The organism is Streptococcus azizii (assembly GCF_001984715.1).
GTDB classification, from domain to species: domain Bacteria; phylum Bacillota; class Bacilli; order Lactobacillales; family Streptococcaceae; genus Streptococcus; species Streptococcus azizii.
Genome location: NZ_MSPR01000018.1, coordinates 1 through 14066, shown reverse-complemented (window position 1 = coordinate 14066; position 14066 = coordinate 1). Strand labels below are relative to the sequence as shown.

The 14066-nt window shown below is 44.1% G+C and carries 10 protein-coding genes and 17 tRNA genes; all 27 read right to left on the bottom strand.

Features of this window, described 5'->3' with window-relative positions:
• Positions 1-27: 27 nt before the first annotated feature.
• Positions 28-3753, bottom strand: a complete 3726-nt coding sequence (locus BVE84_RS08540; protein WP_076996605.1) for a phosphoribosylformylglycinamidine synthase — start codon at positions 3751-3753, stop codon at positions 28-30.
• Position 3754: 1 nt separating this feature from the next.
• Positions 3755-4462: a phosphoribosylaminoimidazolesuccinocarboxamide synthase gene (gene purC / locus BVE84_RS08535; RefSeq protein ID WP_076996604.1), complete on the bottom strand. Its 708-nt coding sequence runs from the start codon at positions 4460-4462 to the stop codon at positions 3755-3757.
• 417 nt (positions 4463-4879) lie between these two features.
• Positions 4880-5122 carry a phosphopantetheine-binding protein gene (locus tag BVE84_RS08530; RefSeq protein WP_076996603.1) on the bottom strand — a complete coding sequence of 81 codons (243 nt, stop codon included), beginning with the start codon at positions 5120-5122 and terminating at the stop codon, positions 4880-4882.
• Complete coding sequence (gene plsX / locus BVE84_RS08525) at positions 5115-6122, bottom strand: phosphate acyltransferase PlsX (protein WP_076996602.1); 1008 nt, start codon at positions 6120-6122, stop codon at positions 5115-5117. Before plsX ends, BVE84_RS08530 begins: the two co-directional genes overlap by 8 nt.
• A complete protein-coding gene (gene recO, locus BVE84_RS08520) occupies positions 6119-6898 on the bottom strand; it encodes a DNA repair protein RecO (protein ID WP_076996601.1) in 780 nt (259 codons plus the stop codon). Before recO ends, plsX begins: the two co-directional genes overlap by 4 nt.
• A complete protein-coding gene (locus BVE84_RS08515) occupies positions 6885-8063 on the bottom strand; it encodes a pyridoxal phosphate-dependent aminotransferase (RefSeq protein ID WP_076996600.1) in 1179 nt (392 codons plus the stop codon). Before BVE84_RS08515 ends, recO begins: the two co-directional genes overlap by 14 nt.
• Positions 8064-8196: 133 nt before the next feature.
• Positions 8197-9165, bottom strand: coding sequence for a ribose-phosphate diphosphokinase (locus BVE84_RS08510; RefSeq protein ID WP_076996599.1), 969 nt, complete (start codon positions 9163-9165; stop codon positions 8197-8199).
• 249 nt (positions 9166-9414) lie between these two features.
• Positions 9415-10605: a peptidoglycan hydrolase PcsB gene (gene pcsB, locus BVE84_RS08505; RefSeq protein WP_076996598.1), complete on the bottom strand. Its 1191-nt coding sequence runs from the start codon at positions 10603-10605 to the stop codon at positions 9415-9417.
• An 84-nt stretch (positions 10606-10689) separates the two neighbouring features.
• A complete protein-coding gene (mreD, locus tag BVE84_RS08500) occupies positions 10690-11202 on the bottom strand; it encodes a rod shape-determining protein MreD (RefSeq protein ID WP_076996597.1) in 513 nt (170 codons plus the stop codon).
• Complete coding sequence (mreC, locus tag BVE84_RS08495; RefSeq protein ID WP_076996596.1) at positions 11199-12029, bottom strand: rod shape-determining protein MreC; 831 nt, start codon at positions 12027-12029, stop codon at positions 11199-11201. The genes mreD and mreC overlap by 4 nt, the downstream gene beginning before the upstream one ends.
• Before the next feature lie 78 nt (positions 12030-12107).
• A tRNA-Ser gene (locus BVE84_RS08490) sits at positions 12108-12195 on the bottom strand.
• Positions 12196-12204: 9 nt separating this feature from the next.
• A tRNA-Ile gene (locus tag BVE84_RS08485) sits at positions 12205-12278 on the bottom strand.
• 35 nt (positions 12279-12313) lie between these two features.
• Positions 12314-12384 (bottom strand) — tRNA-Gly (locus BVE84_RS08480).
• Positions 12385-12402: 18 nt separating this feature from the next.
• A tRNA-Phe gene (locus tag BVE84_RS08475) sits at positions 12403-12475 on the bottom strand.
• Positions 12476-12490: 15 nt separating this feature from the next.
• Positions 12491-12564 (bottom strand) — tRNA-Met (locus BVE84_RS08470).
• 71 nt (positions 12565-12635) lie between these two features.
• A tRNA-Ser gene (locus BVE84_RS08465) sits at positions 12636-12725 on the bottom strand.
• A gap of 6 nt (positions 12726-12731) precedes the next feature.
• Positions 12732-12805 (bottom strand) — tRNA-Ile (locus tag BVE84_RS08460).
• 12 nt (positions 12806-12817) lie between these two features.
• Positions 12818-12891: transfer RNA gene (locus BVE84_RS08455), tRNA-Met, on the bottom strand.
• 10 nt (positions 12892-12901) lie between these two features.
• A tRNA-Pro gene (locus BVE84_RS08450) sits at positions 12902-12975 on the bottom strand.
• A 196-nt stretch (positions 12976-13171) separates the two neighbouring features.
• Positions 13172-13245 (bottom strand) — tRNA-Arg (locus BVE84_RS08445).
• 7 nt (positions 13246-13252) lie between these two features.
• Positions 13253-13336, bottom strand: a tRNA-Leu gene (locus tag BVE84_RS08440).
• A gap of 7 nt (positions 13337-13343) precedes the next feature.
• A tRNA-Gly gene (locus BVE84_RS08435) sits at positions 13344-13415 on the bottom strand.
• Positions 13416-13428: 13 nt separating this feature from the next.
• Positions 13429-13501: transfer RNA gene (locus BVE84_RS08430), tRNA-Thr, on the bottom strand.
• A gap of 14 nt (positions 13502-13515) precedes the next feature.
• Positions 13516-13597 (bottom strand) — tRNA-Leu (locus BVE84_RS08425).
• A gap of 2 nt (positions 13598-13599) precedes the next feature.
• Positions 13600-13672: transfer RNA gene (locus BVE84_RS08420), tRNA-Lys, on the bottom strand.
• 65 nt (positions 13673-13737) lie between these two features.
• Positions 13738-13810: transfer RNA gene (locus BVE84_RS08415), tRNA-Asp, on the bottom strand.
• Positions 13811-13941: 131 nt separating this feature from the next.
• Positions 13942-14014 (bottom strand) — tRNA-Val (locus tag BVE84_RS08410).
• Positions 14015-14066 lie beyond the last annotated feature (52 nt).

Here is a 14066-nt window from a genome sequence, read left to right as displayed (position 1 = left end):
GACCACTCTCCCATCCTATCCATTTCTCTATTGATGTTTAAAAAAGTTTACCGCTGAAATAAATAATTGCTGGTCCTTATTTCCGGGAATATTTTGAAATAGTCCTGCTTCATAGCGTTCGGAGTGACCCATTTTTCCAATAATTTGTCCATTCTTACTGGTAATGCCCTCAATCGCATAACAAGAACCGTTGGGATTGTAGCGGCTATCCATGCTGGCTTGTCCCTCAAAATCCACATACTGGCTAACGATCTGCCCATTGTCACGAAGTGTTGCAAACTCTTCTTCTGTCACGACGAATTTTCCTTCCCCGTGCGATACTGGAATGGTATGAATATCGCCAACTGTCACGCCTGTAAGCCACGGCGAATTGGTATTGACAATACGAGTTTCCACCATTTTTGCCACATGCTGGTTGGCATCATTGTAAAAGAGGGTTGGACTTGTCTCATCTGCCTCTTCAAAGTTACCATAAGGTAAGAGACCTGATTTGACAAGGGCTTGGAAGCCGTTACAGATACCAATGATGAGGCCTCCACGAGCGATAAAGGCATCGATCGCCTGCTTGACTTTCTCATTGAGGAGAATATTGACGATGAATTTAGCAGAACCATCTGGCTCGTCTGCTGCTGAAAAGCCACCGGCGAAAAATAGAATCTGTGCTTGGCCAATAGAAGTGACCATATTGTCAACCGACTGAGCAAGACTCGCTTCATCTAAGGTTACAAATGGTTCAAGGCGTACCTTAGCTCCCGCTTGTTCAAAGGCCTTAGCTGAATCATACTCAGAATTGGTCCCTGGAAAGACTGGGATGTAGACGAGCGGTTGGGTAACTTCTTCCTTACTCTTTCGGACAAAATCTGTCGCCACCGGCACAACTTCTGCCATTTGCCCATTCTGTTCAAAGACAGTCGGGTAAATCCCCTCAAACCTTCCCTCAAAGCCTGCTAGTAAATCTACAACTGGCAAGTCCACACCGTTGATAAGGAGGCGGGCTTCACTGGTTGTCTGTCCGATAGGTAATAGCTCCTCGATCTCTTCTGGACTCGTAAAGACAAAGCCTCCTAGTTGGCCTTGTAAGCTGGTTTCTAGCTGATCAAGCTCCACACTTGCCCCAATATGATTACCAAATGTCATCAGCGCAAGGGACTCTGCCACACCTCCATACTTAACAGCGGCTGCTGCAGTAATGTTGTACTTTCTTTGAATTTCTGTAAAGCGTTTGAAATTTTCCTTGATAGCCGTAAAATCAATTTCGTCGGAGATGGCTAGCCCTGGAATATAGTAAAGATATTCACCAGCTTCCTTAAACTCTGGCGATAGGATGCGCTCCACTGTCGAGGTTGTCACCCCAAAGGCGACCAAGGTCGGAGGAACGGTCAGCTCCTCAAAGGTTCCAGACATGGAATCCTTCCCTCCGATGGACGGAAGCCCCAGCTGAATCTGAGCCTCAATAGAGCCAAGCAGTGCCGCTACCGGTTTTCCAAAACGACTAGCCTCTTTATCCATCCGTTCAAAGTATTCCTGATAGGAAAAGCGAGCTTTTTCCCAGTTGCTACCAGTTGCTACTAAGCGACTCGTTGCCTCAATCACGGCATAGGCTGCTCCATGATAAGGGGACCATTCTGCCAGCCAAGGATTGTAACCTTGGGCCATGACTGATACGGTTTCCGTTAGCCCATGCTCTACTGGCAATTTCTGAACCGAACTCTCTGTCGGAGTCAGTTGGTAACGTCCGCCCAGAGGGTGATTGACGGTTGAACGACCTACCGAACTATCAAAAATCGTCTGCAAACCTTTTTGACTCGCATGATTCAAGTCTGACAATAGATGTATCACATCTTCTTTTAAGGTCTCACGTGAGGTCGTCCGCTGCTCTGGTAAGGCATGCTTACTATCTGTCACTGTTGCGTCCACCACCACACGTACACCATTGGTATCAAGGAAGGAACGCTCAATATCAACAATCTTTTGTCCCTTCCAAGTCATGACAAGATTTGGTCTTTCAGTCACTCTTGCCACAGGAACTGCTAGGATATTCTCCTTAGCTGCTAAGGCACTAAAGGTCTCCACATCTTCTGAGGAAACAACTACAGCCATCCGTTCCTGACTTTCTGAAATGGCAATTTCTGTCCCATTCAACCCCTGATATTTAAGCGGCACCTTGTCCAAATCAATTTCAAGACCATCTGCCAACTCACCGATAGCAACGCAGACTCCTCCTGCCCCAAAATCGTTGGATTTTTTAATCAAACGGGTCACTGCTTGATTGCGGAAGAGCCGTTGGATTTTCCGTTCCTCAATCGCATTGCCTTTTTGAACTTCCGCCCCAGCTGTTTCAACAGAAGTCGCTGTCTGAACCTTGGACGAACCAGTCGCCCCACCGACACCATCACGACCTGTTTTTCCACCTAGGAGAATGACGACATCTCCTGCAAGGGGCTTTTCACGGATGACATTTTCCTTTGGAGCCGCCCCCACAACGGCACCTAACTCCATACGTTTTGCCACAAATCCCGGATGGAAGTATTCCCGTACGTAGGTCGTTGCAAGACCAATTTGATTTCCATAGGAAGAGTAGCCGTGGGCAGCTGTTTTAGAGATAACTTGCTGGGGTAGTTTTCCTGGACGTGTGGCAGATAAGGGCTGGGTAATGTCGCCTGCACCTGAAATTCGCATGGCCTGATACACATAGGAGCGACCTGAAAGCGGGTCACGAATGGCACCTCCGATACAGGTAGCCGCCCCGCCAAAAGGTTCGATTTCTGTCGGATGATTGTGGGTTTCATTTTTAAACATCAAGAGCCAAGGCTCTTTAATACCATTTACATCTACCTCAATTTCTACCGAACAGGCATTGATTTCATCGGATACTTCAAGGTCATCCAAGCGCCCATTGGCGCGCTCATAGCGACCAAAAATGGTTGCCATATCCATCAGCGTCTGTGGCTTATCTGCACGCCCCAATTCTTCCCTCATCGCTAGGTATTTCTCATAAGTCGCCTGTAGTTGGTCTTGAAAGCGGGATTTTGAGAAATCAATCTGGCGCAATTCTGTCTCAAAGGTGGTATGCCGACAATGGTCTGACCAGTAGGTATCTAACACTTTCAGCTCTGTCTCTGTCGGACAACGGCCAATGGATGCAAAATAGTCTTGAATAAAGAGCAAATCGGCCACTTCCATGGCAAGTCCTTGATCTTTTTTATACTGGGCAAAATCTGATTCAGTGTAATCCTTGAAAAATTCAAGTACCGGAATCACTGTAGCAGAACTTGAAAAAACTGGCTCCTCCAGACAATCTGTCACATCTTTGAAACGCGAATCCACAGGATTGAGTAAATAGGTCTGAATCTCTAGGAAGTCAGCATCGCTCACATCTGCATTTAAGAGATAGAGCTGCGCTGTTTTGACCGTCACGCTACTATTAGCTCCTAAGAGAAAGAGTGCCTCCTGACTGCTTGCAGCTCGTTGGTCAAATTGGCCAGGTAGGGCCTCAATCGCAAAGAAACGGCTACTTGCAAGGCTATCTGCCACCTCGCTATCTGTCAAAAGGGTATCTGTCACTTTTTCTGAAAAAATGCGCTCCTCCGCTACAGATACTAGCGCCTCATCCAGACCAAAGACTTCATAGACTTGTACCAAGCGCAAGCTCGTCACACTTGTAAGGCTTAATCGCTCCTGCAACTCACGCAACAAACTCTCTGATTTAACCTGAAAACTCTCTTTTTTCTCGACAAAAATTCGCTTATTCATCTTAGTCCAACTCCTGTAATTTTTCCCATACTATCTGATAGACAGCAGTCATATCCCCGAGACCACGGCGGAAGACATCCTTGTCCATATGATGACCGTCAGCATCCCAGAGCCTACAATTATCTGGTGAAAATTCATCTGCTAGAATAATCTTGCCATCCTTGTCCTTGCCAAATTCCAACTTGAAATCAATCAAGGTCAAGCCAATTTCAGCAAACCAAGTGGTTAGAAGACGGTTAATCTTTCTAGTTTCTTCCTTAATATAGATTATTTCCTCTCTCGAAGCAAGGTCTAAAAAGGCAATATGTTCATCATTGATAAACGGATCGTCCAGCTCATCTTTTTTGTAGTAAAATTCTACAATCGGATCCTCTAGCTTGATGCCTTCTGCTACACCAAACCGTTTGGAAAAAGAACCTGCTGTGTAGTTGCGTAAGACCACCTCAAGTGGAATGATGTCAACCTTTTTATTCAACTGCTCCGTATCCGACAAATGTTTCACAAAGTGGGTTGCAATACCCGCCCGATTTAATTTTTCAAAAATGAAAGACGAAATCTGATTATTCAGTCGTCCCTTACCGATGATTGCTTCCTTTTTCAGACCGTTAAAGGCTGTTGCCTGGTCCTTATAGCAGGAAATAATGAGGTCATCATTCTCTGTTGAATAAATGTCCTTCGCTTTTCCCGAATACAACAATGATTTCTTCATAGTATTGTTCGCCTTTATTTTTGTTTTTTTCTGTTTTGCTATATTTTAGCACACAATATTCGTTTATTCAAGAAATACCGATGAAACACACTGATAAAACACAAAACGTCCGTCAAAAGACGAACGTTTTTGGTATCATAGCCCTATAAGATATGAGGATGTTAAGAGGTCTAAGTGAAAATAGGAATTCTGACGCAGAAGTTGAAAGAGTTTGCTTAGGCAAACTCCTATTTCCCGCCTTCAAAGGTATAGTATACCTTTGAAGCTAGGAAGAATTATCCCCGAAGGGATTCTCAGCTGTAATCGGCTAAAGCCGAAACAGCTGCCTATCTTTTTCACACAGACCTTAGTCCGAACTCAATTACATAAGACGTGAGGACAAATAGATGATTTTCTTTCACTGGTTCATCGTACACACTACTCTCCCTGACGCTGTTCGATATAGTCTACAATATCTGCCAGTGTTTCAAATGTTTCAATCGCTTCATCTGAAATTGTCATCTGAAATTCATCCTCCAAGGCCAAAACAAGCTCCATGACTTCAACAGAATCCTCTGCTAATTCATCCTTGATAGCCAATTCCGGGCAAATCGGTACGTCCTCTCCTTTTTCCTCAATGAGAATTTCTTCAATCCGCTGATAAATGTCTTCCTTAGTCATGACTTTCCTCCTCATGTGAAAAATGCTCAACCGATTTCTGGACAATATCTGCTTCTAGCATGGTCCGAGTCTGGCGAATGGTATGATAGATAGCTAGCGCATCACTTGAACCATGCGCTTTGATGACAGGTGCTTTTAATCCCAGAAGTACTGCTCCACCTGCTTTTTTATAGTCGAGCGCTCCAAGGGCAGACTTCAAGGTAGGCTTCAAGAGTAAGCCACCTATTTTTGCCAAAAAACCACCATTTTTGATAGACGACCTTAGTTGACTAAGGATACTTTTTGCCGTTCCTTCAATGGTTTTTAGGACAGCGTTTCCCGTGAAACCATCTGTCACGACCACATCTGCAACTCCATTCAATAATTCACGCGCCTCGACATTGCCAATGAAGTGAATCGATTCATCCTGTAACAGCAATTCATAGGCTTCCTTATGAACGGGTGTTCCCTTTGATTCTTCTGTTCCATTGTTCAACAAGGCTACACGTGGACGAGCAATTCCTCGAACATACTTGGCATAGAAGGAACCTAAAATAGCATATTGATGTAGATGATGAGCTGTATTTTCTGCATTAGCCCCTAGATCCATCATATCAAAGCCTTTTGTATCCATGGTCGGTAAGGTTGACAACAGGCCTGGACGGTCAATCTGCTTCAGCCGTCCAACAATAAAGACTCCCGCAGCAAGAAGAGCTCCCGTATTCCCAGCAGATAGCACCGCATCTGCCTCCCCTTCTTTAACGGCCTTGGTCGCAAGCACCATGGAAGCATTTTTCTTGCGACGAATCGCCCGAACTGGCTCATCGTTTGACGCAATCTTCTCCTCCGTATGAATAATGGATACCCGATCCATACTGGTCAACAGAGGTTTGATCCTTGCCTCATCTCCATACAACTGAATCTCAATATCAGAAAAAGCAGCCAATGCCTGATTGACACCTTCTACGATAGCTTGTGGAGCATGATCTCCCCCCATTGCATCAACAGCAATACGTTTCATTTTGATTCCTCATTTTCTGTTTGTTTCATTAACTGTCCCCAAGACGACAGATCATCAATAAATTTCTTTGATTTCAGATGAATACCGACATACTCATCATAGATTTGATCAATAAACAATCGCAATTTACGCTTCATTTCATCCTTAACTGAAATCCGTTCCAAGTCCTCAAAGGAAATCGCCTGAAATTGATCAATTAAATAGAGCATATTAGGATCCAGATGCAAGCGCCTCTCATCCTCATGGTAGTGTTGCGGACACAATACTCCTGAATATTTATAAGAATAATCAAACGGTAAGCCCACTCGATGACAAAAAGCACACTCATGCACATTCAGCGCTACTCCGAATCGTCCTAACAACTGCACTTCAAAAATATTGGTCAAAATCTCATAGTCTAGTCCTTCCTCCATTAACTCCAAAGTCTTGGCTAAAAAAACAAATAAGGACGCATCATGAATCTTATCTTGCACACAAGCATCTGCCAGAGCCAGAAGGTAGGTCGCATAACTCAGGCAGAAAATATCCTGATTGAGCCGTCGAAAGGACTGAACTTGATGAAAATCCTCGATGTAGCTTAGCCCATCCTCGTTGATTTTGACAATAAAATCCGCATAAGTCAAGGGCTGAATCGCAGCAGTCAATTTGGACTTGGTAGCATGTTTCACGAAAAACATCCGTTTTCCAGCTTGTTCGGTAAAAATTTTGACCAATTTATCCGTTTCACGAAAGTCTTGATTATACAGAACAATCCCACTTGTTTCAATCCGTTCCATAGTCTGTCATAAATTCTTTCAATCGTGCCATTGCCTGCTCAATTATTTCCATACTGGCTGCATAAGAAATCCGAATATAGCCTTCTCCGTACTGACCAAAGGCAACACCGGGGATAAACGCCACTGCCTTTTTGCGGGCAAATTCCTGCAAAAAACGGAAGGAGTCTTGAGGATAGCCATCTGGAATCTTGGCAAAGATATAAAATGCCCCATCTGGCTTGATAATGGTAAATCCAAGGTCCGTCATCTTCTCTATCAGATAATCCCTGCGTTTAATGTATTCTTGACGCATAGGAAGGGCATCATCTTTCCCAGACTGCAAGGCCTCCAAAGCACCATACTGCATCGCTGTAGACGCTGCCGTCACCAAGTACTGATGACTCTTTATCACCTGGCTAACAATCGCTTCACAGGACATCATCAGACCAATCCGCCAACCAGTCATAGCATGCGATTTAGACAAGCCTTGAACGACAATCGTCTGCTCTGGCAGGTATTCTGCAATCGATACATGAGGTTCTCCTGTATAGGTCAACTCAGCATAGACCTCATCTGACAAAACAAAGATAGGGTATTTCTTCAAAACCTCTGCAAACGCTTGAATCTGCTTTCGAGAATAGGTCACTCCCGTCGGATTGGCAGGATAATTTAGAATCACTGCCTTGAGCTTGTCTCCCTGTTCAAGGATCGCTTGTTCCAACATCTCAGGTGTCAAGACAAAAGCATTTGCCGTGGTATCAATCTCCACAATAGCTGCCCCCAGCATATTGACAATCGGCTCATAGCCTGGATAAGCAGGTGCCGGTAACAAGACCGTATCACCCGGTTCCAAAATGGCTACCAGACTAGCCGACAGGGCCTCGGTCGCTCCAATTGTCACCAAAATTTCATTCGTAGGATTATAAGATAAGTTGTACTTTTCAGCGACAAATGTTGCAGCTGCCTGCCGCAATTCGAGTAGTCCCGCCATTCCTGTATAATGACTCTGATCGGCATCAATGGCTGCTTTCGCTGCTTCCTTTACATGATGGGGCGTTGTAAAATCAGGCTCCCCCAAGGTTAACTTTAAAATACCTGGAATATCTGAAATAGCCTGATCAAACTGCCGAATCATTGACACCTCGACCCGATTCAAATGCTGATTAAAACGATGATATAAGTCCATCTTTGCCTCCTATCTCCAACTGCATACACATCGGTTGAAATGCGTTACTATATCACATTATACCACTATTTTCAGTTGATAAAAAGTTTACAACAGAAAGAAAAGGCTGAAACTTTCGCTTCAACCTACCTTCTTAGTTATCCTTATCTGTCTCAAATAAAGGTGACAATGGGCGTTTTTCGTGAATCCGGATAATGGCTTCTGCTAGTAAATCAGCTGTCGAAATTCGCTCAATCTTGTCAATTAGACGACTCTCAGGAATTTCAATCGTATCTAGTACAACCAGTTGTTTAATTGCAGACTGCTGAATGTTCTCCATAGCAGGCCCAGACAAGACGGGATGGGTACATGAAGCATACACTTCTATTGCACCAGCTTCTGCTAGAGCATCTGCTGCATGACAAATCGTTCCTGCCGTGTCAATCATATCATCAATTAAGATACAGGTCTTACCTTCGATATTCCCAATAATGTTCATCACTTCTGATGTGTTCATCTTATTGACACTACGACGTTTATCAATAATAGCAATAGGTGTTTTTAGGAACTGTGCTAGCTTACGTGCACGTGTCACACCACCATGGTCAGGAGACACTACCACATAGCCATCCCCAACCATACCCCGACGCTCGAAATAGTCTGCAATCAAAGGTGCCCCCATCAAGTGATCCACCGGAATATCAAAGAATCCTTGAATCTGTGCCGCATGCAAATCGATTGTTAACAAGCGATCAACACCCGCAATCTCTAGCATATTGGCAACTAATTTAGAGGTAATTGGTTCCCGCGCACGTGCTTTACGATCCTGACGTGCATAACCATAATAAGGAATAACGACATTTACTGACTCTGCAGACGCCCGTTTCAAGGCATCTACCATAATCAAAATCTCCATTAAATGATCATTTACTGGAGAACTAGTGGATTGAAGAATATAGACATGCCTCCCACGAATAGACTCTTCAATATTCACCTGAATTTCACCATCTGAAAATTGACGAACGGTCGACTTCCCTAGAGAAATCCCCATTTTCTCTGCAACCTTAGCCGCCAACTTTTTATTGGAACTAAGGGCAAACAACTTTATGTCAGAAAACGCCATGACATCCTCCTATTTATTTCTACCTACTATTCTAACCCTTTTTTAGACAATTTTCAAACAAAAATAAAATCAAAGCATCAATCAAGTAAAGTCTAAGACTTACCCCCTCACATCACTGTGCGTACCTGTCTAGCACACGGTAGTTTAACTACCTTTGGTTTCCTTTCCTATCCAGCTGTTGATTTTTATAGAAGATAAGCCGTACATAAAAAACTTTGGATTGCTCCAAAGTTTTTACTCTAATTCATATTAAGGATAAATGTAGCCTGCTACACCATCAGCTGCTGGGCTAAACCATCCACGGAAATCTCCTAGATACTGATTACCTGCATAGTTTGATTCTACCACTCGAATTTGTGAACCATTCACTTCTGTAACAACTGCTACGTGACCGAAGGCACCAGCAGTCCAAACTGCGACTGCCCCAACTTGTGGAGTAGAACCTGTACGGAAACCTGCTGCAGCTGCTGAATACAACCATTGATTCGCATTTCCCCAGTAGTTTCCAACCCAAGGTGCGGCTTGTTTTACTCCCCAAGTACATTGACCAACTGGATAAGTATTGCTTGCATCATAAGTAACAGATTGTCGAACTGGCGTTACCACTGTCTCCTCTGTAGCAACTGTTGTCGTTGGTTGAGGGCTAGCTGTATCAGCTGTACTTGTCACCAAATTCACCGCAACTGGTTGCTGCTGTTGCTGAGCCACTGCAGCTTGCTGTGCTTGATAAGCAGCTTGTGCGGCTTGTGCAGCCTGTGCAGCGGCCTGTGCAGCTGCTTTTTCTTCAATCAAAGCCTGCTTTTCATCTTCTGCTGTTGCTTTTTCAGCTGCGAGAGTCAGCTGAGCCACTTTCAACGCTGCCTTTTGAGTATTTAACTCTTGTGATGTGTCATCTAATTTTTTCCAGTTTGCTTCAACCACGTTGATAGCTTCTTGGTTGGATTTTTGTTTCTCTGCAATCGCTTCTTTATCTACTTTTTGTTGCTCAAGCATCCGATTATTTGCCGCAACAATTTCACGCATAGCGTTCACACGAGATACAGCATCTACAATTGATTTTGAATCTAAGATTGTGTTGATATAGCTAGTTGCCGAACCATCTGTTTGGGCACTACGCGCTTGTTTTTTCAAAGCCTCATCACGTGATACAATATCACCTGCTAGTCTTTCAATTTCTGCACTTAGAGCTTGAGATTCAGCTTGCAAACGCTCGTTTTCAGCCGTCATATTAGCTTGTTCAGCCACAATGGCGTCAACCTTCGCTTGGATTTCATTCACTTGTGCTTGTGCACTAGCTTGCTGATTTGCAATATCTTTAATTTTAGTATCTTGAGCCGCAATCTTGCTATCTGTATCATCTGCCTTTACTACCAACGCATTTCCAGCAGTTGATAAAGCAATCGTGCTGACTAGCAAACTTGCTAGGACTTTTTTCTTCATAGGTTCGTTAAACTCCTCTATTCTTTCTGACTATATCATTCTATCAAAAAAATCGCGTAAATATATTACGCGATTGTTACATTTTTATGTCTTATTTGTGATATAAAAAAACTTCTCTAATAGTGGCTGGAGTATCAGTAATGAGAGAGAATTAAAGATCAAGGTCGGGACCAGACTGTAGACCACGAAAATAAACATTGATAAATTGGATAATTCAAATAAACGAGCAAACAAGAAGGCCCCAAATTCAAGCATAAAGACCACAACCAGTAGGATAATCTGATTGGTCACCCGTTTGAACTTTAGACTCTGGTAAAAATAATCAATTAGATAAACTACTAATGGGAACAGAGTCACAAAAATCCCTAAAATATTCAAATAGTAAATATCATACAAGAAGCCAGCTATCGTAAACATGATAAGATTATAAAAAGTGGGAATGTAGAGGACAGAAAACAACCCTACTATCAATAATAAGTGACTAGATACATGGATAATGCCAGGCGTCAAATTGATAAACAGGGTAGACAGTTGTCCGTCTATCACAAAGGCTAACAGCAGAAAGAAAGGAATCAGATACTTCTCATAGTTTTTCATTTCCTATCTCCTACAACTAAAACTGAATAAATATTGGAAAAATTCGCAGTTGGCTCAATGTATAACTCACGACTTAAATCACTGCTACTTGTTCTAACAGTCCTCACTTTTCCAATTTGAATATTGGAAGGGGTGGTCCCCGCCAAATCACTGGTAACCACATTACTACCTACTGCAATCGCATCAGCACTATTTAACTGACTAACGATAAAGCTATTAGTATCTGTATCATATCCAGTTAAAATACCATAAATATCTGTCGTCCCTGTTGCAATCTTGACAGGAATTTTGGTCACTTTATCCGAATTAGACAACAACTTGACATCCGTGACATCCTCATAGATATGCTCAATAGTTCCTACCAAACCACCATTTGATACCACTAGCATCTCCTCTGTCAGCCCATCCTTTTTTCCTAAATCGATTGTCAACTGCGTATTCCAAGATACTGGCGTTCGTACAGATACTAATCCTGCAATAAACTGTTTCTCCGCATACTGCTCCGTCATTCCAAGAGTCTCTCTTAAACTATCATTTTCTTTTTTGACTGTATCTAGATCTGCAACTCGACCGTCTAATGCTCTCAAAGAGGCTTTTAGCTCCTTATTCTCATCATAAGTCTCAATCAGTTCTGCGATTACGTCTCGCTGCTCTGAAAAAAAACGAACAGGCTTAGAAAGAAGACCATTCACATAGGATAACGCTGTATGAATACCATTGGAAACATAGGGAATATCCAAACGTTTATTGACCGTCAAGAACAATAAGGAAAATGATACCACCAACAGCACTGAACTCACAACCACCAATTTTGCAACTCTATTCATTTTTTATCTAACCTCGTACCAGTCAAGCAAATTTCTATACAATAAAACGAGAATATCATCCGATAATCTCGTTAATAACGGAGAATAAGGGATTCGAACCCTTGCGCCAGTTACCCGACCTAACGATTTAGCAAACCGTCCTCTTCAGCCTCTTGAGTAATTCTCCATTTATAAATGGGCACGAGTGGAATCGAACCACCGACCTCACGCTTATCAGGCGTGCGCTCTAACCATCTGAGCTACGCGCCCAAACATGTGTTTGGTATTTGGACACGAGGTCCAAAAGCGGGTGACGAGAATCGAACTCGCGACAACAGCTTGGAAGGCTGTAGTTTTACCACTAAACTACACCCGCATTTTATTTCCTAATAAATGGCGCGAGACGGAATCGAACCGCCGACACATGGAGCTTCAATCCATTGCTCTACCAACTGAGCTACCGAGCCATATCCACAATCAAATTGCGGGAGCAGGATTTGAACCTACGACCTTCGGGTTATGAGCCCGACGAGCTACCTAGCTGCTCCATCCCGCGTCAATAGTATAAAGTATATCCAGGCTAATTTCCTAGTCGTTATACAAACCTATTAGCACCTTCATCACTTAAGGAGGATGTGGGATTCGAACCCACGCACGCTTTTACACGCCTGACGGTTTTCAAGACCGTTCCCTTCAGCCGGACTTGGGTAATCCTCCCTGTCATGGACCTTGTAGGACTTGAACCTACGACCGCTCGGTTATGAGCCGAGAGCTCTAACCAGCTGAGCTAAAGGTCCAGCATAAACAAATAGCGGCGAAGGGGATCGAACCCCCGACCTCCCGGGTATGAACCGGACGCTCTAGCCAGCTGAGCTACACCGCCAAAATAGAAATCGGGAAGACAGGATTCGAACCTGCGACACCTTGGTCCCAAACCAAGTACTCTACCAAGCTGAGCTACTTCCCGATGGTATAGATGGTCGTACCTCATCTGGTGAGTACTTGTAAGGTCGATTTACCTTGTAAATCCCTATCCCTTACCTCAAAGCTACGCTTTGAGCTCTACCAAGCTGAGCTACTTCCCGGTGGTATGTGAGGGCGTCCCCCTCTACCTTCTTCTACCTAAAAATAAACCTCCCCTAATGTCTCCATTAAGCGAGCCATGCACCCTAGAGGAGTCGAACCTCTAACCGCCTGATTCGTAGTCAGGTACTCTATCCAGTTGAGCTAAGGGTGCCTATTCATGCCGAGGACCGGAATCGAACCGGTACGATGTTGCCATCGCAGGATTTTAAGTCCTGTGCGTCTGCCAGTTCCGCCACCCCGGCCTCTTCAAGCGAACGACGGGATTCGAACCCGCGACCCCCACCTTGGCAAGGTGGTGTTCTACCACTGAACTACGTTCGCAATTATACACCTATGCCGGCTACATGACTTGAACACGCGACCCTCTGATTACAAATCAGATGCTCTACCAACTGAGCTAAGCCGGCCTATTTCTTCTCAATGCGGGTTAAGGGACTTGAACCCCCACGCCCGAAAGCGCCAGATCCTAAATCTGGTGCGTCTGCCAATTCCGCCAAACCCGCAATGACCCGTGCTGGGCTCGAACCAGCGACCCTTTGATTAAAAGTCAAATGCTCTACCAACTGAGCTAACGAGTCGTAAATATGACGCAAACTTCGCTTGCGCTATTTCCGACTTCAAATAGTCTCCTAGACTACTTGAACGGTCCCGACGGGAATCGAACCCGCGATCTTCGCCGTGACAGGGCGACGTGATAACCGCTACACTACGGGACCTTACCATAACCGATACAATCCTCTTGTATCCGAGCTAAATCCTTAGAAAAATAATAACCTACCTTGTATGGAAACATACTCCGCTAGGTTCCTATTTTCAGGTGGATTTCACACCCTTAGTTACAGAATAATGGGAGTTAACGGGATCGAACCGCTGACCCTCTGCTTGTAAGGCAGATGCTCTCCCAGCTGAGCTAAACTCCCAAAGGTGGGGAGCTCACTTAGCTGGCAATGAGGAAAACTCAATCTCCTCTCG

Coding starts and splice junctions, on each gene's coding strand:
- BVE84_RS08540 (WP_076996605.1), bottom strand. CDS start 3,753: ATGAATAAGCGAATTTTTGTCGAGAAAAAAGAGAGTTTTCAGGTTAAA.
- plsX (WP_076996602.1), bottom strand. CDS start 6,122: ATGAAACGTATTGCTGTTGATGCAATGGGGGGAGATCATGCTCCACAA.
- BVE84_RS08530 (WP_076996603.1), bottom strand. CDS start 5,122: ATGACTAAGGAAGACATTTATCAGCGGATTGAAGAAATTCTCATTGAG.
- mreD (WP_076996597.1), bottom strand. CDS start 11,202: ATGAAAAACTATGAGAAGTATCTGATTCCTTTCTTTCTGCTGTTAGCC.
- BVE84_RS08510 (WP_076996599.1), bottom strand. CDS start 9,165: ATGGCGTTTTCTGACATAAAGTTGTTTGCCCTTAGTTCCAATAAAAAG.
- pcsB (WP_076996598.1), bottom strand. CDS start 10,605: ATGAAGAAAAAAGTCCTAGCAAGTTTGCTAGTCAGCACGATTGCTTTA.
- BVE84_RS08515 (WP_076996600.1), bottom strand. CDS start 8,063: ATGGACTTATATCATCGTTTTAATCAGCATTTGAATCGGGTCGAGGTG.
- mreC (WP_076996596.1), bottom strand. CDS start 12,029: ATGAATAGAGTTGCAAAATTGGTGGTTGTGAGTTCAGTGCTGTTGGTG.
- purC (WP_076996604.1), bottom strand. CDS start 4,462: ATGAAGAAATCATTGTTGTATTCGGGAAAAGCGAAGGACATTTATTCA.
- recO (WP_076996601.1), bottom strand. CDS start 6,898: ATGGAACGGATTGAAACAAGTGGGATTGTTCTGTATAATCAAGACTTT.